We start from the raw sequence: 25,206 nt of genomic DNA, 5'->3' as shown, positions 1-25,206 counted from the left end.
CTGCGCGCGGGCAGAGGCTGTCCGCGCCCGGCATCAGGCCACCAGCAGCCCCAGCAGCGCGCCGCCGGCCAGCACCCACAGCGGATGCAGCCGCTTGCTCATACCGAGCAGCGTGGCGACGCCAATCAGCAGCGCCAGCCGCCAGTTGCCGGCCGACGCCTCGGCGATTAACGCGCCGCTGGCGGCGACCAGCCCTACCGTCACCGGCACCAGCCCCGCCTGCACGCAGCGCCGCCATGGCCGATCCTTAAAGCGTTTCCACCCCTGCATCACCAGCAGGGTCACCAGCGATGACGGCACAAACTTGGCCAGCGATGACACCAGCAGCCCCGCCCAGCCGGCGACGTGCCAGCCGATCAGCGGCACCACCATCATATTCGGCCCCGGCGCCGCCTGCGCCATGGCGAACAGCGCGCTGAACTCCTGCGCGCTCATCCACTGATGCACCTCGACCACCTGCCGCTGCATCTCCGGCAGGATGGTGATACCGCCGCCGAACGCCATCAGAGAAAGCTCGCTAAAAATAACCGCCAACGCGATCAGCAGCGGGATCATAACCATTTCCTCCAGGCCAGCAGAATGCTGAGCGGCGCCAGCGTCAGCATGGTCGGCAACAGCGGCAGACGCAGCCAGGCGATCGCCAGCAGGCACAGCGCGGCAATGGCCAGCGCCAGCCAGCGGCCGCGCAGCGGCTGCAGCATCTTCAGCGCGGTCGACAGCAGCAGGCCGGCGGCGGCGGCGGCCAGCCCGGCGAACAGATGCTGAACATGCGCGTCGTTCTGAAAGCGCGCATAGACCGCGCCTAGCGCGACCACAATCGCCGTCGGTGCGCAAATCAGCCCCAGCAGCGCGCAGCAGGCGCCGCGCAGGCCGCGAAACTCCATGCCGACCGCCACCGACAGATTAATGATATTGCCGCCGGGCAAAAACTGGCACAGGCCAAGCAGCTCGGTAAACTGCTCGCCGCTGAGCCAGCGTCGCTCCTCAACCAGCATCCGCCGCGCCAGCGGCAGTACGCCGCCGAAGCCGATCAGCCCCAGCAGCAGAAAACCCTGGAACAGCGCCCAATTGCCGGGCGCCGCCGCTTCTGTCGGCCCCTTCACCACGTTCGTTTCTGCCATCACGTCTCTCGCTCATTATCTGATGGCTGGTATGATGCGCGCGCGCATGCCATGATGTCTAATGCATTTCCTGGACATCAACCATACTTTAAAGGTATCTCAATGATTGAACTGCGCCGGCTGAAAGCCTTCGTCACCGTGGTTGAGGAAGGCAATATTACCCGCGCCGCCGAGCGGCTGTGCATTCAGCAGCCGCCGCTCAGCCGCCTGCTGCAGGGGCTGGAGGAGGAGCTGGGCGTGCAGCTGCTGCAGCGCCTGCCGCGCGGCGTACGTGCGACCGACGCGGGCAACGTGCTGCTGCACGAGGCGCGGACGCTGCTGGCGCGCGCCGCCACGCTGGGAGACGCGGTGCGCCGCGCCGCCCGCGGCGAACAGGGGCATATCGCCATCGGTTTTACCAGCTCGGCGGCGCTGCATCCGTTCGTACCCAATCTGCTGCGCCGCTACCGCGAAATCCTGCCGGATGTCACCACCCAGTTGGAAGAGGCCGGCAGCGGAGAACTGATGGACGCCTTGGTTGATGAGCGTCTTGACGCGGCCTTTGTGCGTTCGCCGGTCAGCGAGATCCCCGGCGTCAGTATCGAACCGGTGCTACGCGAAAGTATGCTGATCGCCCTGCCGGTCGGCCACCGGCTGGCTGACGAGCCACAGACGCCGCTGCCGCTGGCGGCGCTGGCCAGCGAGGCGTTTATTCTTTACCGTCGCCCGGCGGGACAGGGGCTGTACGATGCCATTCTCGCCGCCTGCTACCGCGCCGGCTTCAGCCCGCGCATCGTGCAGGAGGCGCCGCGCCTGCCGGCCACCCTCAGCCTGGTGGGCGCCGGGCTGGGGTTGTCCATCGTGCCGGCCTCGATGCGCCGCCTCGGCGGCGACGGCATCGTTTATCGCGCCATCAGCGACGCCGATGCGCCCGGCGCACCGCTGTATCTGGCGCTGCGCAGCAATCGCCACTCGCCGATCGTCAGCCGCTTTCGCGATCTGGTCAGCGAAGCGGTGGCGGCAGAAAAATAGCCTGCTTATTATTAATCTCGGGGCGTTTGCTCAAAACCTCGCCCCGTTCCCCCTATTTTCTCCACATTTGCTCGGCAGACTCACGACGGTATCTGTTAATCGTTTAGTCAAAAAGTCACGGTGTCATGTCATTGTTGAATTCTCTTTCCCGCCGGCTGATTGCCGCCGCAGCCGCCTGCGTCATGCTGTCCGCAGTTTCCGTCGCCCAGGCTGCTGCCCCGCTCGCCCTGCACTCCCGCGCCGCCCTGGTGGTCAACGCCAGAACCGGCAAAACGCTGTATCAGAAGCAGGCCAACCGACGCATGCCGATCGCCTCGCTGAGCAAGCTGATGACCGCCATGGTGGTGCTGGATAACAAACGCCCGCTGGGCAATAAAATCAAGGTGACCGGCGCCGACCGTGATTTACTGAAGAAAACCCATTCGCGCCTGACCATCGGCTCGGTCCTCAGTCGGCGCGATATGCTGCACATTGCGCTGATGTCGTCGGAAAACCGCGCGGCGGCGGCGCTGAGCCGCTACTATCCCGGCGGCCGACCGGCCTTTGTCGCGCGGATGAACCGCAAAGCGCGCCAGATCGGCATGACGCACACCCGTTTTCGCGATCCGACCGGGCTGACGCCGCGCAATGTCTCCACCGCGCGCGATCTGCTGAAAATGGTCAACCACGCCTATCGCTATCAGACCATCCGCGCCTTCAGCACGGATAAACAGCAGATTGTCCATCCCGGACGCGGCCAACTGGTGTACCGCAGCTCCAACGGCCTGATTAATAACCCTGCCTGGCATATCCGGCTGCAGAAGACCGGCTACACCAACGAGGCCGGCCACTGTCTGGTGGTGCGCACGGTGATTAAAGGCCAGCCCGTGGTGATGATTCTGCTGGGTTCACAGCAGCGCTACGGCCACTACAGCGACGCTATCCGCCTGAAAAGCTGGCTGGAATCCTGATCCCGAACGGCCGCGTCCCGCGCGGCCGCCCTGCTGACCGCCAGCGCCGATATTTTCTCCCGCCGTGACGCTTCCGCTATCTGGCTATCGCATCTTGCCGCGCGCAGCGCGATAATCGATGACAGACTCTTTTCGATTAAAGGAAGCGCCCATGCCACAGTTTTCCCCTTTGTCGCCTGCGCCGATCGATGTGATCAGCATTCAGTCGCAGGTTATTTACGGCAGCGTCGGCAACGGCATTGCCTACCGCACCCTGCTGGCCAAAGGGTTGCAGGCCCTGCAGGTGCCGACGGTGCTGTTCGGCTGCCCGCCCTACTATGGCCCGCCGCACGGCGGCGTGATTCCCGACGACTGGTTCGGCGGTTTTCTCGAGGATTTGCTGGCGCGCGGCGTGGCGCAGCAGGCGCGCGCGGTGATCGTCGGTTACCTGGGCAATGACAGCCAGTGCCGGCTGCTCGATGACTGGCTGCGGCGCGTCCGGGCGCTCAACCCGCAGGTGCTGATCGTGATTGACCCGGTGATGGGCGACTACGGCGAGGGGGTGTACGTCAATCAGCGCCTGGTTGACTGCTATCGCTCACCGTTCCTGCAGCTGGCCGACGGACTGACCCCCAACGGCTTTGAGCTGGAGCAAATCAGCGGCACGGCGCTGACCAGCCGGGAACAAATCGTGAGCGCCGCGCGGGCGCTGCTGAATGACGTCACCCGCTGGGTGCTGGTGACCAGCGCCCCCGACCAGCAGACGGCGCCGCAGGATATCAGCCTGCTGTGGGTCACCGCCGATGAGGTCAAGGCCATCAGCCACCGCAAGATTGACGCCAACGTGAAAGGCACCGGCGATATGTTTACCGCGTTGCTGGTCAGCCGGCTGCTGGCCGGGGAACCGGCGGAAAACGCCGTTTACCAGGCGATTGACGAAGTCTGCGCCGCACTCACAGAGGCGGCGCGTTACGGGTGGGGAGAAATTGGCCGCCTGTCGACGTCGGCGTAACGCAGGCCGGCGCGGTACGCCGCGCCGGGATTCTAACGCTTTTTCTTTTTATTGAAGTCCAGATCGAAGGCATACACGGCGCTTTGCAGTTTGCGCATCGTGATGGGACTGACATCGGTAAAGCGGCAGGAAAGACGGGAAAACTGCCGCTTCTCTCCCTCTTCTTCCGCGTTAACGTCGTGATCTTCAGTGATCGCCAGCAGCTCCATATTCACTTTAAAGGTGCCGTAGCCGTCCAGATTCAGCTGGACTTTGTGAAAGATAAAGCCGGGATGCAGGAAAGATGGGATCTCCCCGTCCAGACGCAGGCCAGCGCCGCCCACGGAAATATCGTGGATACGCAGCTGCAGCGGGGAACCGTCGGGATACTCGCCATGGCAGTAGAAATCGCGCCAGTAAGGCGTGGTAATCCGCGGTTGGCGACGGCGCTGAATATACTTCAGCTCTTTCGGCAGCTGGGCGGAAAACGCCTCGCTTTCCTGATGCCGCACCCGCTCCGCGCTGTCGACCAAAAATTCAATTTTGGCATCATAGCCTTCAACCACCACCTGCAGCTGGCCGCCGGTGCACTGCTGGCAGTCGCTGCAGTCAAACACGATATTGCCGGCGCCCACACTTAATAGCTGGCTGTAGAAAAATTGCTGTTGTTGATTCGCGATGCGCATCGGCGTGCGCTGCTTGTAGATATCCCGCAAAATAGCCAGAACTTCAAAACGCTCTTGCTTGATAAACAGTCCGTTATTGAGCTGCTCCACTCGTCTCTCCTGACTTTTCCACTCGTGCTTACAAAATCCTTACGCTTATCATCACTGGGAATAATCCTAAAGTCAAATTTACATACTTTTACACCTAATCCAAGGGATATCTGCTACTTACCACTTTCCGGGCCGGCGCGACGGCGGACAAAAGCGCGCGCGCCCCTGACGGTTGCGGCGTCAGGGGCGGCGTAAATGGAGGGATAACGGGTTAAGGCGCGGGGCGCTGGCGCGGCAGATCGTCTGCGCCCGACGCCGCCTGATGAATGGCGATATAGCGCTGATAGCGGGCCGGCTTGAGCCTGGACAGATCGACCAGCACCAGCCCGTCGATGCAGTTATTAAAGGCCGGATCGGTGCCGAAATCGATAAACTGTACGCCGCCCGGCTCGCACAGTTCGCTGTACTGTTTGTACAGCGTCGGGATTGAGCAGCCCAGGTTATTCAGCAGGCTCTTCAGCCGTACCAGATCGCCTTGATAATCATCGCCGGCGAACTGCGCCAGCACCTGCGGCAGCGAAGCAGGATAAGGCTGACGCGACTGGGCCAGCGGATTGTCCGCGGCAAAATAGAGCCGGTAAAAGGCAATCAGCAGATCCCGCGCCGCAGCCGGCATGCCGCCGGAGATTGACACCGGGCCGAACAGATAACGGTATTGCGGATACTTGGCCAGATAGGCGCCGATGCCCAGCCACAGATAGTCCAGCCCGCGTTTTCCCCAGTAGGTCGGCTGGATAAAGCTGCGCCCCAGTTCAATGCCCTGCGCCAGTATCGGCATCATATCGCGGTCATAGTCAAACAGGCTGTTGCTGTAGATGCCCGCCAACCCTTTACGCTCCAGCTGCTCGCCGGTGGGGATAAAACGGTAGGCGCCGACGATATCCAGCGCATCCTCATCCCACAGCACCAGGTGATAATAGTCGTCGTCGTAGCTGTCCAGATCGCGGCGGCGGCCGGAGCCTTCCCCCACCGCGCGGAAGGCGATTTCCCGCAGCCGTCCCAGTTCCCGCAGGATCGGCGAGCGCGCGTCGTCCTGCCGGCGATAGAGGAAAATTGCTTTGCCGTCGGGGGTGTTTCCCAGCAGTTCGCAGGCCTTCAGCGCCTTTTTCAGCTCCTGACGCTCTTCCGGCAGGGCAATCGGTGATTCGCTGGCGAACAGCCCGCTTTTTCCCTGGCCCAGACGGTAGACATGGCGGCGAAAACGTCCGGCCAGCTCACGGGCGCTGGTGTGGCCGTCATGCCAGTTGTTAAACGGAATGCGGCCGCCGATGCGCAGTTTGATGCGGCCGCCGCGCTGCTGGAACATTTCACGCACCAGCAGCAGCGTCGACAGCGGGCGATAGGCCAGCGAGGCGAGGTAAAACAGCGTACTGTTGCGGGCGCTGATATGAATCGGCACGATCGGCGCGCGCACTTTAGCCGCCAGTCGCAGAAAACCGGTATGCCAGTGGCCGTCGCGGATCCCCTGCGGGCTGATGCGCGACACCTCTCCGGCCGGGAACATAATCAGCACGCCCTGCCGCTCCAGCTGCTGCTGCATGGCCTGGATCTGCTGACGGCTGGTTTTGTACGCCACATTATCGACCGGCACGAACAGGCTGCTCAGCGGTTCGATATAGCTCAGCACCTGGCTGGCGACCACTTTCACATCCTGACGCACCGCCGCCACGGCGCGCAGCAGCGCCAGACCGTCCAGCGAACCAATCGGATGATTAGCCACCAGCACCACCGGCCCCTGGCTCGGGATGTTTTCCAGATCGCCGTCCACCAGTTCGCAGCTGAGGTTGAAATAGTCCACCACCTGTTCCACCAGATCCAGACCGCGCAGGTGCGGATAGTCGGCGGCAAACTGTTTAAATTCTTTTTCGAAGAGCAGATTTCTCAGCAGGCTACGCTGCCAGGCGGGGGGATTGCGATGTGGAAAAGCGTCTTGCAGCAAAGTGTCCAAGCTAAACATCGTGTTATCTCCTTGGCCTAGTCGCAGCAACGGTAAGCCAGCGGTATGACTGCGACATGTCAGAAAGATGACGAAAAAATTAAACCTCCCGCCGCGCCGCGCCATCCCGGGCGGTGAAAAAGGCATCAGGTGTATTGAGCATAGTTCGGCTTTGGCTCTGATTCAAAAATACGCCGCCGCCGGCGCAGTAATCCCTTGTGGGTAATGCGCAGGTTAATGTCCGAAAACCGCCATCGCCGTACAGGGTTTCATGCAATAATCGGGGCATCAGTAAAGAGGAGTGATCGTATGCAGACATTTTTAATTGACCGGATGCCCACCCCGGTGGGCGAGCTGGTGCTGATCGCCGATGAGCAAGGTCAGCTGCGCGCCGTCGACTGGACCGACTATTACGACAAGCTGATCAGACTGCTGAACACCCATTACCGCCGCGACGGTTTCCGACTGCAGGAGCAGCGCGACCCCGGCGGCCTGAGCAGCCTGATGCAGCGCTACTTTGCCGGCGAGCTGGCGGTGATCAACGATATCCCGGTGATGACCGCCGGCAGCGAGTTCCAGCGCACCGTCTGGCAGCAGCTGCGCCGTATCCCGTGCGGGGAAACCATCACCTATGGCGAACTGGCCAAACGCATCGGCCGACCGACCGCCTCACGGGCCGTCGGCATGGCGAACGGCTCCAACCCCATCAGCATTGTGGTGCCCTGCCACCGGGTAATTGGCTCACAGGGCGCGCTGACCGGCTATGCCGGCGGCGTGGCGCGCAAGCAGTGGCTGCTGCAGCATGAAGGCTTTCTGCCCAAGGCGTTGCTGTAGCCGTCTCTGCCCGTCTTAATCATGATGGCCGCCCCTGCGCGGCCATCATGCCCCGAAAGAGCGACGCTTAGCGTGCTAACAGCATAAAAGCGCCATGAGCTGATTAAATATCGCACAACATGCCCCTATTCTTACTATTGTTTCCCTTATCAGCTGACGCAAAAGATGTTAAAATTGACACATATCAATTATTGCGTGAGCGTAATCTATGATCCCTGAAAAACGCGTGACCCGTCGTATCCAATCCGGTGGTTGTGCGATCCACTGTCAGGATTGCAGCATCAGCCAACTGTGTATCCCCTTCACCCTCAATACCCATGAGCTTGACCAGCTCGATAACATCATTGAAAGGAAGAAGCCGATCCAGAAAGGCCAGACCCTGTTCAAGGCCGGTGATGAACTGAAATCCCTGTATGCGATCCGTTCAGGGACCATCAAGAGCTACACCATTACCGAACAGGGCGACGAGCAGATTACCGGTTTCCACCTGGCCGGCGATCTGGTTGGCTTTGACGCCATCGGCTCGCTGAAGCATCCGAGCTTTGCCCAGGCGCTGGAAACCTCCATGGTGTGCGAAATTCCGTTCGAAACCCTTGATGACCTGGCCGGTAAAATGCCGAATCTGCGTCAGCAGATCATGCGGCTGATGAGCGGCGAGATCAAAGGCGATCAGGATATGATCCTGCTGCTGTCGAAGAAGAACGCGGAAGAGCGGCTGGCGGCGTTTGTCTATAATCTGTCGCGCCGCTTCGCCGAACGCGGCTTCTCACAGCGCGAGTTCCGCCTGACCATGACGCGCGGCGATATCGGCAACTACCTCGGCCTGACGGTAGAAACCATCAGCCGCCTGCTGGGCCGCTTCCAGAAAAGCGAAATCCTCAGCGTCAAAGGCAAATACATTACCATTGAGAATGCGGACGCGCTGTCGCAGCTGGCCGGCACCCCGCGCATTAGCGTCGCCACCGTCTGATACCCTCGCCGGATCAATAATTTCTAATTATTGATCCGGCTCATCCTCTCTCCACTGTTCTGTTTTTCAATGTTGGGTTACTCTGTAAATTAACAGACTGTTGATTTCAGCTGTAAGGAGGCCCTAATGGCGATGTATCAGAATCTTCTGGTGGCTATTGACCCCAACCAGGACGACCAGCCGGCGTTGCGCCGTGCGGTATACCTGGTCAAGCGGAATGGCGGGCGCATCAAGGCCTTCCTTCCTATCTATGACTTCTCTTACGAAATGACCACCCTGCTGTCGCCCGATGAACGCACGGCGATGCGCCAGGGCGTGATCAGCCAGCGCGCCGCATGGATCAAGGAACAGTGTCGCTTTTACCTGGAAGATGGCGTGCCGATCGAAATCAAAGTGGTCTGGCACAACCGTCCGTTTGAGGCCATTATTCAGGAAGTGCTGAGCGGACAACATGATTTACTGCTGAAAATGGCGCATCAGCATGACCGGCTGGAATCAGTGATTTTTACCCCGACCGACTGGCATCTGCTGCGTAAGTGCCCGTGCCCGGTGTGGATGGTGAAAGATCAGCCCTGGCCGGAAGGCGGCAAGGCGCTGGTGGCGGTTAACCTGTCCAGCGAGGAGCCGTACCACGACCCGCTCAATATTCGCCTGGTGCAGGAAACCGTCGAACTGGCGGAAAACGTTAACCAGACTGAAGTCCATCTGGTCGGCGCCTACCCGGTTACGCCGATCAATATCGCCATCGAACTCCCCGATTTTGACCCCAGCGTTTACAACGACGCCATTCGCGGCCAGCATCTGATCGCCATGAAAGCGCTGCGCCAGAAATTCTGCATCAATGAGGAATTTACCCACGTCGAAAAAGGTCTGCCGGAGGAAGTGATTCCGGATCTGGCCGAGCATCTGCAGGCCGGCGTGGTGGTGTTGGGCACCCTGGGGCGCACCGGTATCTCCGCCGCGTTTATCGGCAATACCGCCGAACATGTGATCGATCATCTGAAATGCGACCTGCTGGTGATCAAGCCGGAAGACTTCAACTGTCCGATTGAGGCCGATGAGGATGATGAGCACGACGATGAGGACTGAGGCCGCGCCGCAGCCGTAAAAAACAAACAGGGCCCCGCGGGGCCCTGTTGACGTCTGGCTGAGAATTACAGCTCGATAACGTCGAAGCGTACGTCCGGGTTGACGTCCGCATCGTAGTCCACGCCTTCCAGACCGAAGCCGAACAGGCGCAGGAATTCCTGCTTGTAACCGGTGTAGTCGGTCAGCTCGCTCAGGTTTTCCGAGGTGATGGACGGCCACAGGTCACGACACGCCTGCTGCACGTCGTCACGCAGTTCCCAGTCGTCCATACGGATGCGCTCGTGGTCGTCCAGCGATTTGTCGTCGCCGTACAGACGGGTGCGCATCAGACGGTAGACCTGCTCCATGCAGCCTTCATGGATGCCTTTCTCTTTCATGATCTTGAAGGCCATGGAGATATACAGCGGCATCACCGGAATGGCGGAGGACGCCTGGGTCACCACGGACTTCAGCACCGCCACGTGCGCGGTGCCGCCTTTGGCGGACAGGTCGCCGCGGATAGCGGTCGCTGCGCGGTCCAGATCTTCTTTCGCCCGGCCCAGCGTGCCGTGCCAGTAGATTGGCCAGGTCAGGTCGGTGCCGATATAGGAGTAAGCCACGGATTTCGCGCCTTCCGCCAGCACGCCGGCACCTTCCAGCGCGGACATCCACAGTTCCCAGTCCTGGCCGCCCATCACGGTGATGGTGTTTTCAATTTCTTCTTCCGTCGCCGGTTCAACGGTGGCGGAGACGATCTGATCCTTGTTGGTGTCAATCGCCGTGGTGGTGTACACCTCGCCGATTGGCTTCAGTGCGGAACGCACCACTTCGCCGGTTTCCGGCATCTTACGTACCGGAGAAGCCAGCGAGTACACCACCAGATCGATCTGACCGAGGTCCTGCTTGATCAGTTCAATCACTTTCTCGCGGCATTCGTTGGAAAACGCATCGCCGTTGATGCTTTTCGCGTACAAGCCTTCTTCTTTGGCAGCCTTGTCGAATGCGGCGGAGTTGTACCAGCCGGCGGTGGCCGGTTTGGTTTCGGTGCCGGCTTTTTCAAAGAACACGCCGATAGTGGCTGCGCCGCTACCGAAAGCCGCAGCGATGCGGGAGGCCAGACCATAACCGGTGGAGGCGCCGATAACCAGTACGCGTTTCGGGCCATCAGCGATAGCGCCCTGCTGCTTGGTATAGGCAATCTGGCGACGTACATTGGCTTCACAGCCCACCGGATGAGTGGTGGTGCAGATAAAGCCGCGAACCTTAGGTTTGATAATCATATTGGGTCTAGGATCCGTTAAATGGATGAAATCGGGACATAAGATACCGCATTACGCCCCTTAATTGTGATCTGATGTGTTGGATTGCACAAGTTATGAGCAATTCGCCGCGAAATTCCGCATTTTTTACCCGCCTATCCGCCCATGCTGCCCGACGGCGCGCCGCCAGACGGGCGTCAGTCGTCCGGCAAGTCCCAGTGCGGGTTCCAGGCCACTTCCCACAGATGCCCGTCCGGGTCACGGAAATAGCCGGCATAGCCGCCATAAAACGTCCCCTGCGCAGATTTGACGATCCCGGCCCCGGCGCGCTGCGCCGCCGTCATAATGGCATCAACCTCCGCCCGGCTGGCGACGTTGTGCCCGATGGTAAAGGCGGTTGAGCTGATGGGCGTTTTCGCCAGCCCGGTGTCGTGCGCCAGGTCGTCCTGCGCCCAAAGGGCCAGTTTGACTCCGCCGGCCAGCTCAAAGAACGCCACCGCGCCGTGCTCAAACTCGCGGCCGATGATGCCTTCGGTCGCCAGGCCCAGGCCGTCGCGGTAAAAAGTCAGGGATTTTTCCAGATCGGCGACGGCCAGCGTCAGCACGGAAATTCTCGCTTTCATCTTTCACCTCAGGCTGCTTATAGGTGACATTGTCACTCAGTCGCGCGTGCAACACGCGTCCCCTTCGCTCGGTGATTCACCGTTTATAAACTACTCAGCATAGGCGGCGCGCCGGCCTGGCGCAAAAAAATGCCGGCCACGTAATGTGGCCGGCATGGTGGTTTTCAGCAGGATGACGCCGGACAATTACAAGGCGTTTTTAATCGCATCCACGCTGGCTTTGGCGTCGCCGAACAGCATCTGGCTGTTTTCCTTGAAGAACAGCGGATTCTGCACGCCGGCATAGCCGGTGTTCATCGAGCGTTTAAACACGATAACGTTCTGCGCCTTCCACACTTCCAGCACCGGCATGCCGGCGATTGGGCTGCGCGGATCTTCCAGCGCCGCCGGGTTGACGGTGTCGTTGGCGCCGATCACCAGTACGGTATCGGTATCGGCGAAGTCGTCGTTGATTTCGTCCATTTCCAGCACCACGTCGTACGGCACCTTGGCTTCCGCCAGCAGCACGTTCATATGGCCCGGCAGACGACCGGCGACCGGGTGAATGCCGAAGCGCACGTTGATGCCGCGGGCGCGCAGTTTTTCGGTGATTTCAGCCACCGGATACTGCGCCTGCGCCACCGCCATACCGTAGCCCGGGGTGATGATCACCGAGCTGGAATTACGCAGCAGCTCGGCCACCTCTTCCGCCGTGGTTTCGCGGTATTCGCCCATCTCTTCCGCCTCGCCGGTGGATGAACCGTCGGTGCCGAAACCGCCGGCAATCACGCTGATAAACGAACGGTTCATCGCCTTACACATAATGTAAGACAGGATGGCGCCGGAGGAGCCGACCAGCGCGCCGGTGACGATCAGCAGATCGTTGCTCAGCATAAAGCCGGCCGCCGCCGCCGCCCAACCGGAATAGGAGTTGAGCATCGACACCACCACCGGCATATCCGCCCCGCCGATCGAGGCCACCAGATGCCAGCCGAACGCCAGCGCAATCGCCGTCATCACCAGCAGCGCGAACACCTGCAGCCCGACGCTGTCGCTGGAGACGAACATCACCATCAGCAGGAAAGAGACCACCAGCGCCGCCAGGTTCAGCTTATGGCGGTTCGGCAGCATCAGCGGCTTGGAGGAAATTTTGCCGCGCAGCTTGCCGAACGCCACGATGGAACCGGTAAAGGTCACCGCGCCGATAAAGATGCCGAGAAACACTTCGCTCAGATGGATATTTTCCATCACCGGCTCCATCGGCGCGCCGTGGTCCAGATAGCTGTTGAAACCGACCAGCACCGCCGCCAGGCCGACGAAGCTGTGCAGCATCGCCACCAGCTCCGGCATCTCGGTCATTTCCACCTTTTTGGCCAGATAAACGCCGATTGAGCCGCCGATAATCATCGCGATGATGATCCAGCCTACGTTGCCGGCGTCCGGCCCGAGGATGGTGGCGATCAGCGCAATCGCCATGCCGGCAATGCCGAAGCGGTTGCCCAGCTTGGAGGTTTCATGACGCGACAGCCCCGCAAGGCTCAAGATAAATAAAATAGCGGCAACAATGTATGCAGCTGTAACTAATCCACCAGACATTGGTTACCCCTTATTTACGGAACATCTTCAGCATGCGCTGAGTGACGGTGAATCCACCAAAAATATTGATGCTGGCAATCAGCACGGCGATAAAGGAGAGGAAACTCACCCAGCCGCCGTGGCCGATCTGCAACAGGGCGCCCACCACGATAATGCCTGAAATCGCATTGGTGACCGACATCAACGGCGTATGCAGCGCGTGGCTGACGTTCCACACCACGTAGTAACCGACCACGCAGGCCAGCGCAAACACGGTGAAGTGCGACAGGAACTCTTTCGGCGCCGCGTCCGCCAGCCAGCCGAACAGCACCACCGCCAGCGCCATCAGGCCATACTTCAGCCATGGCGAGAGCGGTTTTTTCTCCTCTTTGACCGGCGGCTCCACGGCCTGCGCCTGCGGTTTCGGCTGGGCGGAGACCTGGATCGGCGGCGCCGGCCAGGTAATCTCGTCCTCGCGCACCACCGTCACGCCGCGGATCACGCTGTCTTCAAAGTCGATATCCAACTCGCCGTTTTTCTCCTTGGCCAGCAGCTTCAGCAGGTTGACCAGGTTGGTGCCGTACAGCTGGGAAGATTGGGTCGGCAGGCGGCTCGGCAGATCGGTATAGCCGATGATCTTCACCCCGTTATCGGTGGTGGTGATGCGGTCGGCCACGGTCAGTTCACAGTTGCCGCCGGTTTGCGCCGCCAGATCGACGATCACGCTGCCCGGCTTCATGCTGGCGACCATCTCTTTGGTGATCAGCTTCGGCGCCGGTTTGCCCGGGATCAGCGCGGTGGTGACGATAATGTCCACCTCTTCCGCCTGCGCGGCGAACAGCGCCATCTCCGCCTTGATAAAGGCCTCGGACATCACTTTGGCATAGCCGTCGCCGCTGCCCGCTTCTTCCTCGAAGTCCAGCTCCAGGAATTCCGCGCCCATGCTCTGCACCTGCTCCTTCACTTCCGGGCGGGTGTCGAAGGCGCGGACGATCGCCCCCAGACTGCCGGCGGCGCCGATGGCCGCCAGGCCGGCAACGCCGGCGCCGATAATCATCACTTTCGCCGGCGGCACTTTACCGGCGGCGGTGATCTGCCCGGTAAAGAAGCGGCCAAATTCGTGCGCAGCCTCCACAATGGCGCGATAGCCGGCGATATTGGCCATCGAGCTCAGCGCATCCATCGACTGCGCGCGTGAGATCCGCGGTACGGAGTCCATCGCCAGCGTGGTAATGCGCCGCGCCGCCAGTTTTTCCATCAGCTCAGGGTTCTGCGCCGGCCAGATAAAGCTGACCAACGTGCTCCCTTCACGCATCAGGGCGATCTCCTCTTCCTGCGGCGCGTTGACCTTCAGGATCAGATCCGACTGCCACACCTCGGCGGTGTCGACCACCGTCGCGCCGGCCTGTTCGTAAGCGACATCTTCAAAGCTTGCCAGTTTGCCCGCATCGCGCTCAATGGCGACGCTGAAACCCAGTTTCAGCAGCTGCTCCACCGTTTTCGGCGTGGCAGCGACGCGAGCTTCATTGGCCAACCGTTCTCTAGGTACACCAATACGCATAATATTCCCTTCCGGATTATGATCTTATTATCTTCCAACCCCATAGTGATAACGCCGTCCCCGCCCCCTTTGCCCAAGGCTGGCGGCGGATAGCGGGCGGCGCTATCTATAACCTACTGAAAATAGGATCGATGATCTACGTTTGCTTAACCCATCGGATGAGTTTTTACATAAAAATTCACGCACGGATATGACAAAACTCAATTTTCCCCGAGAAAAACGGCCGGAGCGCCAATAAAAACAGGCAGTTTTCTTCTCACCGCAAATCCGCGCAAACACAGCCTGCTGCGGCGATGCGGCATAAAAGTTATAGAAATGTGAATAAACAACGCTTATCCAAACAAAATCTTTATTATGGATACTTATACTTGAAGCCAACGGAAAATAACGCCGCCGCATTAACAGATTTGTCTCATGCGATGCCATAAAATGCTGAGACACCTGCCAAGATTACATGTAATAATCAATGGCTGAATAACACCTCAACAGTTCAGCACGTTATAAACGTTAATGCGCTAGGCGAAAGGATTTTTTATGAAGCTGAAGAACACGATCATCGCATCAGCCTTGTTATCACTTACCGCGCTGTCCGCTCATGCTGCGCAAGAGTTAACGCCTGAGAAAGCGGCGGCGATCAAGCCGTTTGATCGCATCACCATCACCGGCCGTTTCAACGCCATCAACGAAGCCGCCACCGCCGTCTCTCGCCGCGCCGACAAACTGGGCGCCGACGCTTTCTATATTCAAGACATTAATAATAGTAACAACGGCGGCAACTGGCGCGTAACGGCAGACATTTACCGCAGCGATGCGCCGGAAGTAGAGAAAAGCCACTACCGCGTCTTCAACGGCGTGAAAGAGCTGCCGAAAGAGCAGGCCTACCAGTTAGAGCCGTTTGATACCGTCAGCGCCAGCGGTTTCTTCCGCAGCCAGCCGGACGTGAACGACGCCATCTCCAAACTGGCGAAGAAAAAAGGCGCCGATTCCTTCTTTATCGTCCGTCAGGTCGACGCCAACCAGGGCGGCAACCAATATGTGACCGCCTACGTCTACAAAGCCAATGCGCCGAAACGCGTGGTACAGAGCCCGGATGCAATTCCGGCCGACTCGGAAGCCGGTAAGGCCGCGCTGGCCGCCGGCGGCGCCGCTGCGGCGAAGGTCGAGATCCCGGGCGTCGCCTCTTCCGGCTCGCCAAGCCGTGAAGTCGGCCGCTTCTTCGAAACGCAGTCGTCAACCGGTAAGCGTTACACTGTCACCCTGGCCGACGGCACCAAGATTCAGGAAGTGAACAACGTGACCGCCGCGCAGATGCAGCCGTTTGACTCCGTGACCTTTACCGGCCACTTCAACAGCATGACCGACGTCTCCACCGAAGTGGCGAAGCGTGCGGCCGCCAAAGGCGCCAAGTACTACCACGTCACCCGCCAGTGGCAGAACAAGAGCGGCGGCAACCTGACCGTCAGCGCCGATCTGTTCAAATAATCCGCGTTTTACTCCCTTCTGCGGGCAGCCCTGGCGCTGCCCGTTTTTCTTTCCGCCGCGACTGAATAACTTTTTAACCGTTCCGCATATTCAATCATTGCATCCCGCTGCGTCCGTCCGTAGAATCTGCGCCGTTTTTCAGGGTTGATTGTCTCCAGCCTGAAGTATGGCGGCGATAAACGCACGGTGATCGTCACCCTGTCTTTACTGCTCAATCGGCGCTCTCCAGCTGTTTATTCTGTATTCGGGATCCTTCATTGGAAAAAAAATTAGGTCTACTCGCATTAACCGCTCTGGTGCTCAGTTCCATGCTCGGCGCCGGGGTATTCAGCCTGCCGCAAAATATGGCGGAAGTGGCCAGTCCGGCGGCCCTGCTGATCGGCTGGGCCATTACCGGCGTCGGCATTCTGTTCCTGGCCTTCGCCATGCTGCTGCTGACCCGGCTGCGCCCCGATCTGGACGGCGGTATCTTTACCTATGCCAAAGAGGGTTTCGGTGAACTGGTCGGCTTCTGCTCCGCCTGGGGCTACTGGCTGTGCGCGGTGATCGCCAACGTCTCTTATCTGGTGATCGTCTTCGCCGCGCTGAGCATTTTTACCGACCGCAGCGGCTCGGTGATCTTCGGCGACGGCAACACCTGGCAGGCGCTGGTGGGGGAATCCGTTCTGCTGTGGGTGGTGCACGCGCTGGTGCTGCGCGGCGTACAGACCGCCGCCAGCATCAATCTGGCCGCCACGCTGGCCAAACTGCTGCCGCTCGGGCTGTTTGCCGTGCTGGCGGTTATTGCCTTTAAAATGGACGTATTCACCCTCGACTTCACCGGCGTAGCGCTCGGCAAGCCGGTGTGGGAGCAGGTGAAAAACACCATGCTGATCACCCTGTGGGTGTTTATCGGCGTGGAAGGCGCGGTGGTGGTGTCGGCGCGCGCGCGTAATAAAAAGGATGTCGGGCTGGCCACCATGCTGGCGGTGGTGTCCGCGCTGGCGGTCTACCTGCTGGTGACGCTGCTGGCGCTCGGCGTGGTGCCGCGTAGCGAGCTGGCGCAAATGCGCAACCCGTCGATGGCGGTGATGATGGTCGATCTGCTCGGCCCGTGGGGCGATGTGATTATCGCCGTCGGTCTGATTATCTCGGTGTGCGGCGCCTACCTGAGCTGGACCATTATGGCGGCCGAAGTGCCGCTGCTGGCCGCGCAGCACGGCGCCTTCCCGAAAGTGTTCCGCCGGCAGAATAAGAACCACGCCCCGTCCGCCTCGCTGTGGCTGACCAACGGCGCGGTGCAGATTGCGCTGGTGCTGATCTGGTTTACCAGCAGCAACTACAACTCGCTGCTGACCATCGCCTCGGAAATGATTCTGGTGCCCTATTTCCTGGTCGGCGCCTTCCTGTTCAAAGTGGCGCTGCAACGCAATGACAAACGCCTGATTGCGGCGGCCAGCGGCGCCTGTCTGTACGGCATCTGGCTGCTGTATGCGTCGGGACTGATGCATCTGCTGATGTCGGTGCTGCTGTACGCGCCGGGGCTGCTGGTGTTTATCTATGCCCGCCGCGGCCATGATGAGGTGAAGTTGCTGAACAAGCTGGAAAGAAGCAGCATTCTGCTGCTGTTGCTGGCCACCGTGCCGGCCGGCTGGTTTATGCTGCAGTGATAACCAAAAGGACCGGGTGCAACACCCGGTCATTTTTACTGCGCGCTGATGGTGAGCCGCTCACCCACCTGCGTTAATACCACCCTTGCCGCACACTCCTGCTGAATCGCCGCCAGTTGGGCTTTGTCCAGCGCATAGGGCAGCAGAATATCAAATACCGCCAGCCCCTGCTGTTGCCCCAAATCGATCAGGCGTACGATGTTGGTTTCATCGCTGACCTGGGTGGAGACCACCTGCAGGGCCAGCTCTTTTAACTGCTCAGTACGCGTCTGCGTGGATACCGTACGTGATTTCAGCACCATGCCGAATATCGGCATAACGCCGTAAATTGCATCAACAAAGCGCCAGTGCTTCTTGCACGATGCAGACAGAAATTCCATGTAGTCAAAGCAGATTGTTTCACTGCGCGCGACGGATGCAAGGTGACCGTTACTCATCCCCTCAGTTCCTCTTTTGGCCAGCGTATACCCTGTCGCCCTGGATATTCAGGGTATATTACATCCTGAAATGGATAATCGATGCGAAGCTATAACGATTTTACGCCGTATAATGGCATAATTCCCCTATTGTTTGCCAGCCTGTCCAGGAGCTTTAATCGATGGAACCCCATGACTCTGCGCCGGTACTGATCACCGGCGGCGCCCGCCGCATAGGCCTGGCGTTGGCCCGCTCGCTGCTGCAGCGCCAGGTGCCGGTGATCGTCGCCTACCGCAGCGACTATCCGGCACTCGCCGAGCTTAAATCACTGGGCGCCACCTGTATTCAGGCCGACTTCGCCACCCACGACGGCATCTATCAGTTTGCCGAACAGGTGCGGGAAATCGCCCCCAAACTGCGGGCGCTGGTGCATAACGCCAGCGCCTGGCAGGCCGAATCGCCGCATACGCCGCCGGAACAGGTGATGGCGTCGATGCTGCAAATCCACGTTTACACCCCCTATCTGCTCAATCAGCTGCTGGAGCCCTGCCTGCGCGGTCAGGGACAGGCCGGCGCCGATATTATCCATCTGACGGATTACGTGGTGGAAAAAGGCAGCGACAAGCATATCGCTTACGCCGCCAGCAAGGCGGCGCTGGATAACATGACCCGTTCGTTCGCCCGCAAGCTGGCGCCGGAGGTGAAGGTCAACGCCATTGCGCCGGCGCTGATTATCTTTAACCCCGGCGACGATGAAGCCTATCGCCAGCAGGCGCTGCAAAAGTCGCTGATGAAAGTCGCCCCCGGCGAAAGCGAAGTGGTCGAACTGGTGCACTACCTGCTCGGCAGCCGCTATGTGACCGGCCGCACCCACGGCGTCGACGGCGGCCGTCCGCTGCGTTGACCGGAGCGCATGGCGCAATGTGTAACGGCGCGCTATGCTGAATGCCGTCTTGCTGAGAATCCCCCGGAAAAAATGCACAAAATTGTTTTTGTAGAAGACGACGCCGACGTCGGTAAATTAATCGCCGCCTACCTGGGTAAACATGATATTGAGGTGCTGGTCGAGCCGCGCGGCGATAGCGCCCAGGCGCGCATTGCCCAGGAGCAGCCGGATCTGGTGCTGCTGGATATTATGCTGCCCGGCAAAGACGGCATGACGCTGTGCCGCGATCTGCGGCCGCAGTTTCACGGCCCGATCGTACTGCTGACGTCGCTCGACAGCGATATGAACCATATTCTGTCGCTGGAAATGGGCGCCAACGACTATATCCTGAAAACCACGCCGCCGGCGGTGCTGCTGGCGCGCCTGCGCCTGCATCTGCGCCAGGGCGCCGCGGGGCATGACGACGCCGCGCCCCTGACGCCGCACAACGCGCTGCACTTCGGCCTGCTGTGCATCGACCCGGTTAATCGCCAGGTGACGCTGGCGGACGAAACCATCACCCTGTCCACCTCCGATTTTGACCTGCTGTGGGAGCTGGCGACCCACGCCGGGCAGATTATGGACCGGGAGGCGCTGCTGCAGAACCTGCGCGGCGTCAGCTATGACGGCCTGGATCGCAGCATCGACGTCGCCATTTCCCGCCTGCGTCGCAAACTGTACGACAATGCGCTGGATCCCTTCCGCATCAAGACCGTACGCAACAAAGGCTACCTGTTCGCCCCCAACGCCTGGGAACCGGCGCAGCCATGAGAAAACTCTTCGTACAGTTCTTTCTGCTGCTGTTCGTCTGCTTTCTGGTGATGGCGATGCTGGTCGGGCTGGTGTACAAGGTCACCGCCGAACGCGCCGGCCGTCAGTCGATGGATGACCTGATGAAAAGTTCGCTGTACCTGATGCGCAGCGAACTGCGGGAAATCCCGCTCAAGGACTGGAATAAAACCATCGATACGCTGGATCTCAACCTCTCCTTCCAGCTGCATATTGAACCGCTGGGCAAGCAGAAGCTGAGCGATGAGATGAAAACGCGGCTGCGGCTGGGGGAAATCATCGCGCTGGACGATCAGTACACCTTTATGCAGCGCATTCCGCGCAGCCATTACGTGCTGGTGGTCGGCCCCATTCCCTACCTGTTCTATCTGCATCAGGTGCGGCTGCTGGATCTGGTGGTGCTGCTGCTGATCGGCCTGTCGCTGGCGCTGCCGGTCTTTCTGTGGATGCGCCCGCACTGGCAGGACCTGCTCAAGCTGGAAAACGCCGCACAGCGCCTCGGCGCCGGGCATCTGGATGAGCGCACCCATTTTGATCCCACCTCCAGCCTCAACCGGCTCGGCGTGGCCTTTAATCAGATGGCGGACAATATCAATACCCTGATCGCCAGTAAGAAACAGCTGATTGACGGCATCGCCCACGAGCTGCGCACCCCGCTGGTGCGGCTGCGTTACCGGTTGGCGATGAGCGATAACCTGTCCGACGGCGAACAGCAGGCGCTGAACCGCGATATCGGCCAGCTGGAGTCGCTGATCGACGAGCTGCTGACCTATGCGCGCCTCGACCGCCCGCAGGTGGCGCTGAATATCGAGCCGATCGACCTGCCCGGCTGGCTGCAGGACAAAACGGACGATCTGCGGCTGATTCATCCTGAGCGCGATATTGCGCTGGATATTCCCCACCGCGGCGACTTCGGCGGCGTGGATCTGCGCCTGATGGAGCGGGTGCTGGATAATCTGGTGAACAACGCGCTGCGCTATGCGCAACGGCGTCTGCGCATCGGCCTGTGGTTCGACGGCGATATCGCCTGCCTGCAGGTGGAAGACGACGGACCGGGCATTCCGCCGGACGAGCGCCAGCGTATTTTTGAACCCTTTGTACGGCTGGACCCCAGCCGCGACCGCGCTACCGGCGGCTGCGGCCTGGGACTGGCCATCGTGCATTCCATCGCCGTCGCCTATCAGGGCCAGGTGTTTGTCGACGCCAGCCCGCTCGGCGGCGCCAGTTTCCGCTTCTGCTGGCCGGTAAAATCCCCGCTCCTATTAAAAAACGCCGCTACCGCCGATTAAGCGCTGCCGCTGTTTAGTAAACAGCGGCGGCTGCGCATGACAGTTTTCACAAAAGCGATATTCGCCGGCGTTCCCCGCCCGCTTGCCGCTTGCCTGCGCCACCGTTCCCTTATAGATTGCAGCCTATCGGCGCAGCAACGCCGTCCGCAACGGCTTCTCGCGGCCGGCAACCATAAGGATAGCAACAAGATGGCCAATATTCGTGACGTTGCCCGGCTGGCCGGCGTTTCTATCAGCAGCGTGTCGAACCTGCTTAATCATCGCACCCATCAGATGAGCGCGGAAACGCGGTTGCGTATTGAGCGGGCGATGGAGGAACTGCATTACCGCCCGCTGAGCGCGCCGCCGCGCCAACCCGGACAGCCGAATATTATCGGTTTGCTGGTGCCGTCGATTGTTAACCCCAGCTTTTCGGCGCTGGCGCACGAGGTTGACCTGTCCGCGCGGGCGTATCGCTACCGCGTGCTGCTCGGCAACTCATACCGTCAGGAAGACGAGGAGCGCGCCTTTATCAGCGATATGTTCGCCCACGGCGTGCGCGGCATTATCGTCGCGGCCAGCGATATCCGCCAGACGCATTTTGTCCGCAGCGCCGAGCAAGGGATGATGATCGTCAGCTATGACAACCGCTTTACCGGTAGCATGGCGGCCGATACCCGGCTGGTGGACAGCGTCTCCATGGATAACGTTGAAGCCGGCCGTCTGGCGGCGCAGCACCTGATTGAACGCGGCTGCCGGCAGATTATATTTGCCACCGAAGCCACCCTGACGCTGAGCCGCAGCAATAAAATCGACGGTTTTCTGGCGGCGCTGCGCAGCCATCAGCTGCCGGCGTATGAACGGGTAATCGAAGGCAAGGCCAGCAGTGAATATGGCGACACGGAGATGTTTGAGCTCGGCCGCTCGATGGTCAACCGTATACTCGCCATGACGCCCCGCCCGGACGGCATTGTGGCGATCAACGATGCGCTGGGCATTGGCCTGATGACCGGGCTGCGCGCCGCCGGAGTGCGCATACCGCAGCAGATGTCCATCGTCGGCATCGACAATATTTCGCTGGCCGGCTTTGCCGAACCGGGGCTGACCTCGATGATGCCGCCGCAGGCCGCCATGGCGCAGGTGATGGTTGAACGCTTAATCCGGCGCATCAACGACCCTCAGCTGCCGCCCGGCGAATTTCTTTTTCCGCCGACCCTGGTCAGCCGCCGGTCAGTCAAAGCGTAACGGCCGCTCAGCGCCAGCTGCGATATTGCAACGGTAGAGATAAACAAGAGGAATAAATAATGAATGCCAACGGCACGGTCATCATCGATTAACGCCCAATAGCAGCACGCAAATAACACGTTTATTCATTACACCGGCGAGCGCCAAGCGCCGGGGACGGATCACGCCAATAAACCTATCTCGGATAAATAATCATGAATAACAGAACGCCGCAGGATATTGAACGCAGCGCAATAAGAAAGCTGACGCTGCATATCGTCCCTTTAATGATTTTATTATATTTCCTGGCTTTTCTTGACCGCAATAATATGGCCTATGCCGCCATGGCGCTGGAAGACAGCCTGGGGCTGACCGCCTCGGCGTTCGGCTTTGCCTCCGGCATTTTCTTTATCGGCTATTTTATGTTTGAGATCCCCAGCAACGCCGGCACGATCAAGTTCGGCCCGCGCATCTGGTTCGCCCGCATTTTGATCTCGTGGGGCATCTTCGCCACCCTGCTGGGCTTTGCCCGCACGCCGATGGAGCTGTATATCTACCGTTTTATGCTGGGCGTATGCGAAGCCGGCTTTTTCCCGTCGGTGGTTTATTACTTTACCGTTTTCTTCCCGGAAAAGTACCGCACCAAAATCCTCGGCATGTTTATTATTGTGCAGCCGCTCTCCAATGCCATCGGCTCGCCGATCTCCGGTTTTATTCTGAATATCGATCAGGGCTGGTTCGGCCTCGAATCCTGGCAACTGCTGTTTATTATTGAAGGCGTACCGCCCATTATTATCGGCCTGCTGATTCCGTTTATCATTAAAAACTCACCGAAAGAGGTTGGCTATCTGGACGTAGAAGAAAAAGCCTGGCTGATGAATAATAACCAGCGCACCAAGTCCGGTTCAAAAATTACCCTGGGCGATTTTTTTAACGGGATTAAAAATAAAAAATACCTGATTTACGCCCTGCTGAATTTCGGCATGGTCTGCGGCATTTATGGCTTTGGCATGTGGCTGCCCTCCATCCTGACCGCCATTTCCGGCGGCGATATTCTCCACGTCAGCCTGCTGGCGTTGCTCCCCTACGGGCTGGGCGCGCTGCTGATTTATCCGTGGAGCCTGTGGGCCAGTAAAACCCGGCAAATCGCTATTTTTGCCGGCATCAGCATGGTGATGGCCGCCATCGGCCTGGCCGGCGCGGTGGCGTTCTTCCAATACAACCTGTTTGTCTCACTCTCTTTCCTGTGCCTGGCCGCCGTCGGCATCTACACCGCCGTGCCGTCGTTTTTATCCATGCCGGCCAATATCTCCTCGGGCGCGTCGGCCGCCGCCGGCCTGGCGGTGGTGAGCTGCATCGGCAACATCGGCGGTTTTGTCGCCCCCTATGTGGTGGGCGTCCTTAACGACCTCACCCGCAGCAGCATCCCGGGGCTGATTTTCCTGGCGCTGTGCCTGCTGGTCACCGGCCTGATCTGCATTTTTTACTGCGCTAAACAGCGCGAAGGCGTCATCAGGGCGTAACTCACTTTTCATCCTTAACACGAGGTATTCATCATGGGTCATCTTAGCGGCAAGAAAGTCTTTATCACCGGCGCGGAGCAAGGCATCGGCCGGGCCACGGCGGAGCAGCTGATTCAGGCCGGCTGCGATATTTACCTGCACTACCACAGCGGCGAAGAAGGCCCCAAGGCGTTGGTGGCGCTGGCGCATTCGCTGGGGCAGCGTGCGGCTTACGGCTACGCGGATTTGATTGAGACCGCAGACGCTGAACGCTGCGTGCGCGCCGGGGCCGAATTTCTCGGCGGCATTGATATCCTGATCAATAACGTCGGCGGCATCGTCGGCCGTAAATGGCTCGGGGAGATCGACCGTCAGTTCTGGCAAACGGTGCTGGACGTAAATATGACCACCATGCTCAACGTCACGCAAAGCGCGCTGCCGTTCCTCAAGGCGGCGCCGGACGGCGCCAGCGTCGTCAATCTGGCCTCGCTGGCCGGCCGCGCCGGCGGACATTCCGGTTCGCTGGTTTATTCGTCCTGTAAAGGCGCGGTGCTGACCTGGACGCGTTCGCTGGCGGCGGAACTGGGGGAGCATGGCGTGCGGGTCAATGCGGTGGCGCCCGGGCTGATCCTCGGCACGCGTTTTCACGATCGCCACACCACCCAGGAATCGGCGGAAGAAACCGTCCGCGCGATCCCGCTGGGCAGAGCCGGCACGCCGCAGGATGTGGCGCGGGTCATCACCTTCCTGGCGGCGGAGTATGACGGTTTCGTCTCCGGCGCCACCATCGATATCAACGGCGGTATTTACCGTATGTAATCCCTCCCCCAGCCGGTAGCCCGCAACGGCGGCCGGCAATGCTGACGGAGAACTAACCATGATTAAATCAGCGCTTATCCACCCGCAGCTGCTCGGCGCATTGGCGGCATGCGGCCACAAAAGTCAGCTGCTGATCGCCGACGCCAACTACGCGGTCACCACCAACGCCCGCAAAGACGCCACCGTGGTGTACCTCAATCTGTCGCCGGGAATGATCCCCGCGCCGCTGGTGCTGGAAAAAGTCCTGACCTGCATCAACGTGGAACATGCCGCCCTGATGACGGCGCCGGCCGATTATCCCCATGCGCCGGCGGATGAATACCGGCGTTTGTTGCCGGACGGCTGCCCCGTCGCCTATCTGGAGCGGGAGCAGTTTTACGCCGAGGTCAAATCGGAACGCACGGCGCTGATTATCGCCACCGGCGAGCAGCGGCGCTTCGCTAACCTGTTGCTGACGGTCGCCCCCGTCTTCTGATCGGCCCTGCTGCGCGGCCGATT

At 60.0% G+C, this 25,206-nt stretch carries 25 protein-coding genes; 15 read left to right on the top strand and 10 right to left on the bottom strand.

The window, feature by feature from the left end:
- Positions 1 to 33 precede the first annotated feature (33 nt).
- Complete coding sequence (locus I6G83_RS18170; protein WP_054305047.1) at positions 34 to 555, bottom strand: chromate transporter; 522 nt, start codon at positions 553 to 555, stop codon at positions 34 to 36.
- The gene (locus I6G83_RS18165; RefSeq protein WP_054305046.1) at positions 552 to 1,121 is read right to left on the bottom strand and encodes a chromate transporter; all 570 of its coding nucleotides are present in this window, start codon (positions 1,119 to 1,121) and stop codon (positions 552 to 554) included. The genes I6G83_RS18170 and I6G83_RS18165 overlap by 4 nt, the downstream gene beginning before the upstream one ends.
- Positions 1,122 to 1,217: 96 nt before the next feature.
- On the opposite strand from I6G83_RS18165, the gene I6G83_RS18160 reads away from it, so the two are divergent.
- The 3 genes from I6G83_RS18160 to I6G83_RS18150 all read left to right on the top strand — a co-directional run bounded on the left by I6G83_RS18160 (position 1,218) and on the right by I6G83_RS18150 (position 4,073).
- Positions 1,218 to 2,132: a LysR family transcriptional regulator gene (locus tag I6G83_RS18160; RefSeq protein WP_054305073.1), complete on the top strand. Its 915-nt coding sequence runs from the start codon at positions 1,218 to 1,220 to the stop codon at positions 2,130 to 2,132.
- 125 nt (positions 2,133 to 2,257) lie between these two features.
- Positions 2,258 to 3,082, top strand: coding sequence for a D-alanyl-D-alanine endopeptidase (pbpG, locus tag I6G83_RS18155; protein ID WP_054305045.1), 825 nt, complete (start codon positions 2,258 to 2,260; stop codon positions 3,080 to 3,082).
- Positions 3,083 to 3,233: 151 nt separating this feature from the next.
- Positions 3,234 to 4,073: a PfkB family carbohydrate kinase gene (locus I6G83_RS18150; RefSeq protein WP_054305044.1), complete on the top strand. Its 840-nt coding sequence runs from the start codon at positions 3,234 to 3,236 to the stop codon at positions 4,071 to 4,073.
- Positions 4,074 to 4,105: 32 nt separating this feature from the next.
- On the opposite strand, the gene I6G83_RS18145 is transcribed toward I6G83_RS18150, so the two are convergent.
- Positions 4,106 to 4,828: a flagellar brake protein gene (locus I6G83_RS18145; RefSeq protein WP_054305043.1), complete on the bottom strand. Its 723-nt coding sequence runs from the start codon at positions 4,826 to 4,828 to the stop codon at positions 4,106 to 4,108.
- 211 nt (positions 4,829 to 5,039) lie between these two features.
- A complete protein-coding gene (locus I6G83_RS18140) occupies positions 5,040 to 6,785 on the bottom strand; it encodes a lysophospholipid acyltransferase family protein (protein WP_054305042.1) in 1,746 nt (581 codons plus the stop codon).
- 288 nt (positions 6,786 to 7,073) lie between these two features.
- Between I6G83_RS18140 and ogt the strand changes: the two genes are divergently transcribed.
- From ogt to uspE, 3 genes are all read left to right on the top strand, one after another.
- A complete protein-coding gene (ogt, locus tag I6G83_RS18135; RefSeq protein WP_054305041.1) occupies positions 7,074 to 7,598 on the top strand; it encodes a methylated-DNA--[protein]-cysteine S-methyltransferase in 525 nt (174 codons plus the stop codon).
- A gap of 208 nt (positions 7,599 to 7,806) precedes the next feature.
- Positions 7,807 to 8,568 (top strand): FNR family transcription factor, encoded by a 762-nt coding sequence (locus I6G83_RS18130; RefSeq protein WP_054305040.1) that lies wholly within the window; start codon positions 7,807 to 7,809, stop codon positions 8,566 to 8,568.
- A 126-nt stretch (positions 8,569 to 8,694) separates the two neighbouring features.
- On the top strand, positions 8,695 to 9,657 hold the full coding sequence (gene uspE, locus I6G83_RS18125) for a universal stress protein UspE (protein ID WP_054305039.1): 963 nt from the start codon (positions 8,695 to 8,697) through the stop codon (positions 9,655 to 9,657).
- Positions 9,658 to 9,722: 65 nt separating this feature from the next.
- On the opposite strand, the gene fabV is transcribed toward uspE, so the two are convergent.
- The 4 genes from fabV to pntA all read right to left on the bottom strand — a co-directional run bounded on the left by fabV (position 9,723) and on the right by pntA (position 14,633).
- On the bottom strand, positions 9,723 to 10,916 hold the full coding sequence (gene fabV, locus I6G83_RS18120) for an enoyl-ACP reductase FabV (RefSeq protein ID WP_015672283.1): 1,194 nt from the start codon (positions 10,914 to 10,916) through the stop codon (positions 9,723 to 9,725).
- A 176-nt stretch (positions 10,917 to 11,092) separates the two neighbouring features.
- On the bottom strand, positions 11,093 to 11,518 hold the full coding sequence (locus I6G83_RS18115; protein ID WP_054305038.1) for a VOC family protein: 426 nt from the start codon (positions 11,516 to 11,518) through the stop codon (positions 11,093 to 11,095).
- Positions 11,519 to 11,704: 186 nt separating this feature from the next.
- On the bottom strand, positions 11,705 to 13,093 hold the full coding sequence (gene pntB / locus I6G83_RS18110) for a Re/Si-specific NAD(P)(+) transhydrogenase subunit beta (protein ID WP_054305037.1): 1,389 nt from the start codon (positions 13,091 to 13,093) through the stop codon (positions 11,705 to 11,707).
- A gap of 10 nt (positions 13,094 to 13,103) precedes the next feature.
- Complete coding sequence (gene pntA / locus I6G83_RS18105; RefSeq protein WP_054305036.1) at positions 13,104 to 14,633, bottom strand: Re/Si-specific NAD(P)(+) transhydrogenase subunit alpha; 1,530 nt, start codon at positions 14,631 to 14,633, stop codon at positions 13,104 to 13,106.
- A 534-nt stretch (positions 14,634 to 15,167) separates the two neighbouring features.
- Between pntA and ydgH the strand changes: the two genes are divergently transcribed.
- Complete coding sequence (gene ydgH, locus I6G83_RS18100; protein ID WP_015672280.1) at positions 15,168 to 16,115, top strand: DUF1471 family protein YdgH; 948 nt, start codon at positions 15,168 to 15,170, stop codon at positions 16,113 to 16,115.
- A gap of 8 nt (positions 16,116 to 16,123) precedes the next feature.
- Here the strand turns inward: ydgH and I6G83_RS18095 are convergent, their stop codons facing one another.
- Entirely contained in the window at positions 16,124 to 16,330 is a 207-nt protein-coding gene (locus I6G83_RS18095) for a hypothetical protein (RefSeq protein WP_152972171.1), read from the bottom strand.
- Between the two features lie 42 nt (positions 16,331 to 16,372).
- On the opposite strand from I6G83_RS18095, the gene I6G83_RS18090 reads away from it, so the two are divergent.
- Complete coding sequence (locus I6G83_RS18090; protein ID WP_054305035.1) at positions 16,373 to 17,764, top strand: amino acid permease; 1,392 nt, start codon at positions 16,373 to 16,375, stop codon at positions 17,762 to 17,764.
- A gap of 35 nt (positions 17,765 to 17,799) precedes the next feature.
- On the opposite strand, the gene I6G83_RS18085 is transcribed toward I6G83_RS18090, so the two are convergent.
- Positions 17,800 to 18,201, bottom strand: coding sequence for a hypothetical protein (locus tag I6G83_RS18085; protein ID WP_054305034.1), 402 nt, complete (start codon positions 18,199 to 18,201; stop codon positions 17,800 to 17,802).
- Between the two features lie 161 nt (positions 18,202 to 18,362).
- On the opposite strand from I6G83_RS18085, the gene folM reads away from it, so the two are divergent.
- The 7 genes from folM to I6G83_RS18050 all read left to right on the top strand — a co-directional run bounded on the left by folM (position 18,363) and on the right by I6G83_RS18050 (position 25,183).
- Entirely contained in the window at positions 18,363 to 19,085 is a 723-nt protein-coding gene (folM, locus tag I6G83_RS18080; protein WP_054305033.1) for a dihydromonapterin reductase, read from the top strand.
- A 72-nt stretch (positions 19,086 to 19,157) separates the two neighbouring features.
- On the top strand, positions 19,158 to 19,877 hold the full coding sequence (rstA, locus tag I6G83_RS18075; protein ID WP_015672276.1) for a two-component system response regulator RstA: 720 nt from the start codon (positions 19,158 to 19,160) through the stop codon (positions 19,875 to 19,877).
- Positions 19,874 to 21,184, top strand: a complete 1,311-nt coding sequence (rstB, locus tag I6G83_RS18070) for a two-component system sensor histidine kinase RstB (protein WP_054305032.1) — start codon at positions 19,874 to 19,876, stop codon at positions 21,182 to 21,184. Before rstA ends, rstB begins: the two co-directional genes overlap by 4 nt.
- Positions 21,185 to 21,373: 189 nt before the next feature.
- Positions 21,374 to 22,408 (top strand): LacI family DNA-binding transcriptional regulator, encoded by a 1,035-nt coding sequence (locus I6G83_RS18065; protein ID WP_054305031.1) that lies wholly within the window; start codon positions 21,374 to 21,376, stop codon positions 22,406 to 22,408.
- A 194-nt stretch (positions 22,409 to 22,602) separates the two neighbouring features.
- Positions 22,603 to 23,910: an MFS transporter gene (locus tag I6G83_RS18060; protein WP_054305030.1), complete on the top strand. Its 1,308-nt coding sequence runs from the start codon at positions 22,603 to 22,605 to the stop codon at positions 23,908 to 23,910.
- Between the two features lie 33 nt (positions 23,911 to 23,943).
- Entirely contained in the window at positions 23,944 to 24,708 is a 765-nt protein-coding gene (locus I6G83_RS18055; RefSeq protein ID WP_015672272.1) for an SDR family NAD(P)-dependent oxidoreductase, read from the top strand.
- Between the two features lie 58 nt (positions 24,709 to 24,766).
- Positions 24,767 to 25,183: an RbsD/FucU family protein gene (locus I6G83_RS18050; RefSeq protein ID WP_054305029.1), complete on the top strand. Its 417-nt coding sequence runs from the start codon at positions 24,767 to 24,769 to the stop codon at positions 25,181 to 25,183.
- The last annotated feature ends 23 nt before the right edge of the window (positions 25,184 to 25,206 follow it).

The sequence above is a fragment of the Serratia rubidaea genome, from assembly GCF_016026735.1.
GTDB classification, from domain to species: domain Bacteria; phylum Pseudomonadota; class Gammaproteobacteria; order Enterobacterales; family Enterobacteriaceae; genus Serratia_B; species Serratia_B rubidaea.
This window is presented reverse-complemented; position numbering and strand designations above follow the sequence as displayed.

What these genes read in the sequence shown, in the direction of transcription:
- I6G83_RS18140 (WP_054305042.1), bottom strand. Translation starts at nt 6,785, where the DNA reads ATGTTTAGCTTGGACACTTTGCTGCAAGACGCTTTTCCACATCGCAAT.
- I6G83_RS18060 (WP_054305030.1), top strand. Translation starts at nt 22,603, where the DNA reads ATGAATAACAGAACGCCGCAGGATATTGAACGCAGCGCAATAAGAAAG.
- I6G83_RS18065 (WP_054305031.1), top strand. Translation starts at nt 21,374, where the DNA reads ATGGCCAATATTCGTGACGTTGCCCGGCTGGCCGGCGTTTCTATCAGC.
- I6G83_RS18115 (WP_054305038.1), bottom strand. Translation starts at nt 11,518, where the DNA reads ATGAAAGCGAGAATTTCCGTGCTGACGCTGGCCGTCGCCGATCTGGAA.
- I6G83_RS18150 (WP_054305044.1), top strand. Translation starts at nt 3,234, where the DNA reads ATGCCACAGTTTTCCCCTTTGTCGCCTGCGCCGATCGATGTGATCAGC.
- ydgH (WP_015672280.1), top strand. Translation starts at nt 15,168, where the DNA reads ATGAAGCTGAAGAACACGATCATCGCATCAGCCTTGTTATCACTTACC.
- I6G83_RS18050 (WP_054305029.1), top strand. Translation starts at nt 24,767, where the DNA reads ATGATTAAATCAGCGCTTATCCACCCGCAGCTGCTCGGCGCATTGGCG.
- I6G83_RS18055 (WP_015672272.1), top strand. Translation starts at nt 23,944, where the DNA reads ATGGGTCATCTTAGCGGCAAGAAAGTCTTTATCACCGGCGCGGAGCAA.
- rstA (WP_015672276.1), top strand. Translation starts at nt 19,158, where the DNA reads ATGCACAAAATTGTTTTTGTAGAAGACGACGCCGACGTCGGTAAATTA.
- pbpG (WP_054305045.1), top strand. Translation starts at nt 2,258, where the DNA reads ATGTCATTGTTGAATTCTCTTTCCCGCCGGCTGATTGCCGCCGCAGCC.
- ogt (WP_054305041.1), top strand. Translation starts at nt 7,074, where the DNA reads ATGCAGACATTTTTAATTGACCGGATGCCCACCCCGGTGGGCGAGCTG.
- fabV (WP_015672283.1), bottom strand. Translation starts at nt 10,916, where the DNA reads ATGATTATCAAACCTAAGGTTCGCGGCTTTATCTGCACCACCACTCAT.
- I6G83_RS18085 (WP_054305034.1), bottom strand. Translation starts at nt 18,201, where the DNA reads ATGAGTAACGGTCACCTTGCATCCGTCGCGCGCAGTGAAACAATCTGC.
- folM (WP_054305033.1), top strand. Translation starts at nt 18,363, where the DNA reads ATGGAACCCCATGACTCTGCGCCGGTACTGATCACCGGCGGCGCCCGC.
- pntB (WP_054305037.1), bottom strand. Translation starts at nt 13,093, where the DNA reads ATGTCTGGTGGATTAGTTACAGCTGCATACATTGTTGCCGCTATTTTA.
- uspE (WP_054305039.1), top strand. Translation starts at nt 8,695, where the DNA reads ATGGCGATGTATCAGAATCTTCTGGTGGCTATTGACCCCAACCAGGAC.
- rstB (WP_054305032.1), top strand. Translation starts at nt 19,874, where the DNA reads ATGAGAAAACTCTTCGTACAGTTCTTTCTGCTGCTGTTCGTCTGCTTT.
- I6G83_RS18130 (WP_054305040.1), top strand. Translation starts at nt 7,807, where the DNA reads ATGATCCCTGAAAAACGCGTGACCCGTCGTATCCAATCCGGTGGTTGT.
- I6G83_RS18170 (WP_054305047.1), bottom strand. Translation starts at nt 555, where the DNA reads ATGATCCCGCTGCTGATCGCGTTGGCGGTTATTTTTAGCGAGCTTTCT.
- I6G83_RS18165 (WP_054305046.1), bottom strand. Translation starts at nt 1,121, where the DNA reads ATGGCAGAAACGAACGTGGTGAAGGGGCCGACAGAAGCGGCGGCGCCC.
- pntA (WP_054305036.1), bottom strand. Translation starts at nt 14,633, where the DNA reads ATGCGTATTGGTGTACCTAGAGAACGGTTGGCCAATGAAGCTCGCGTC.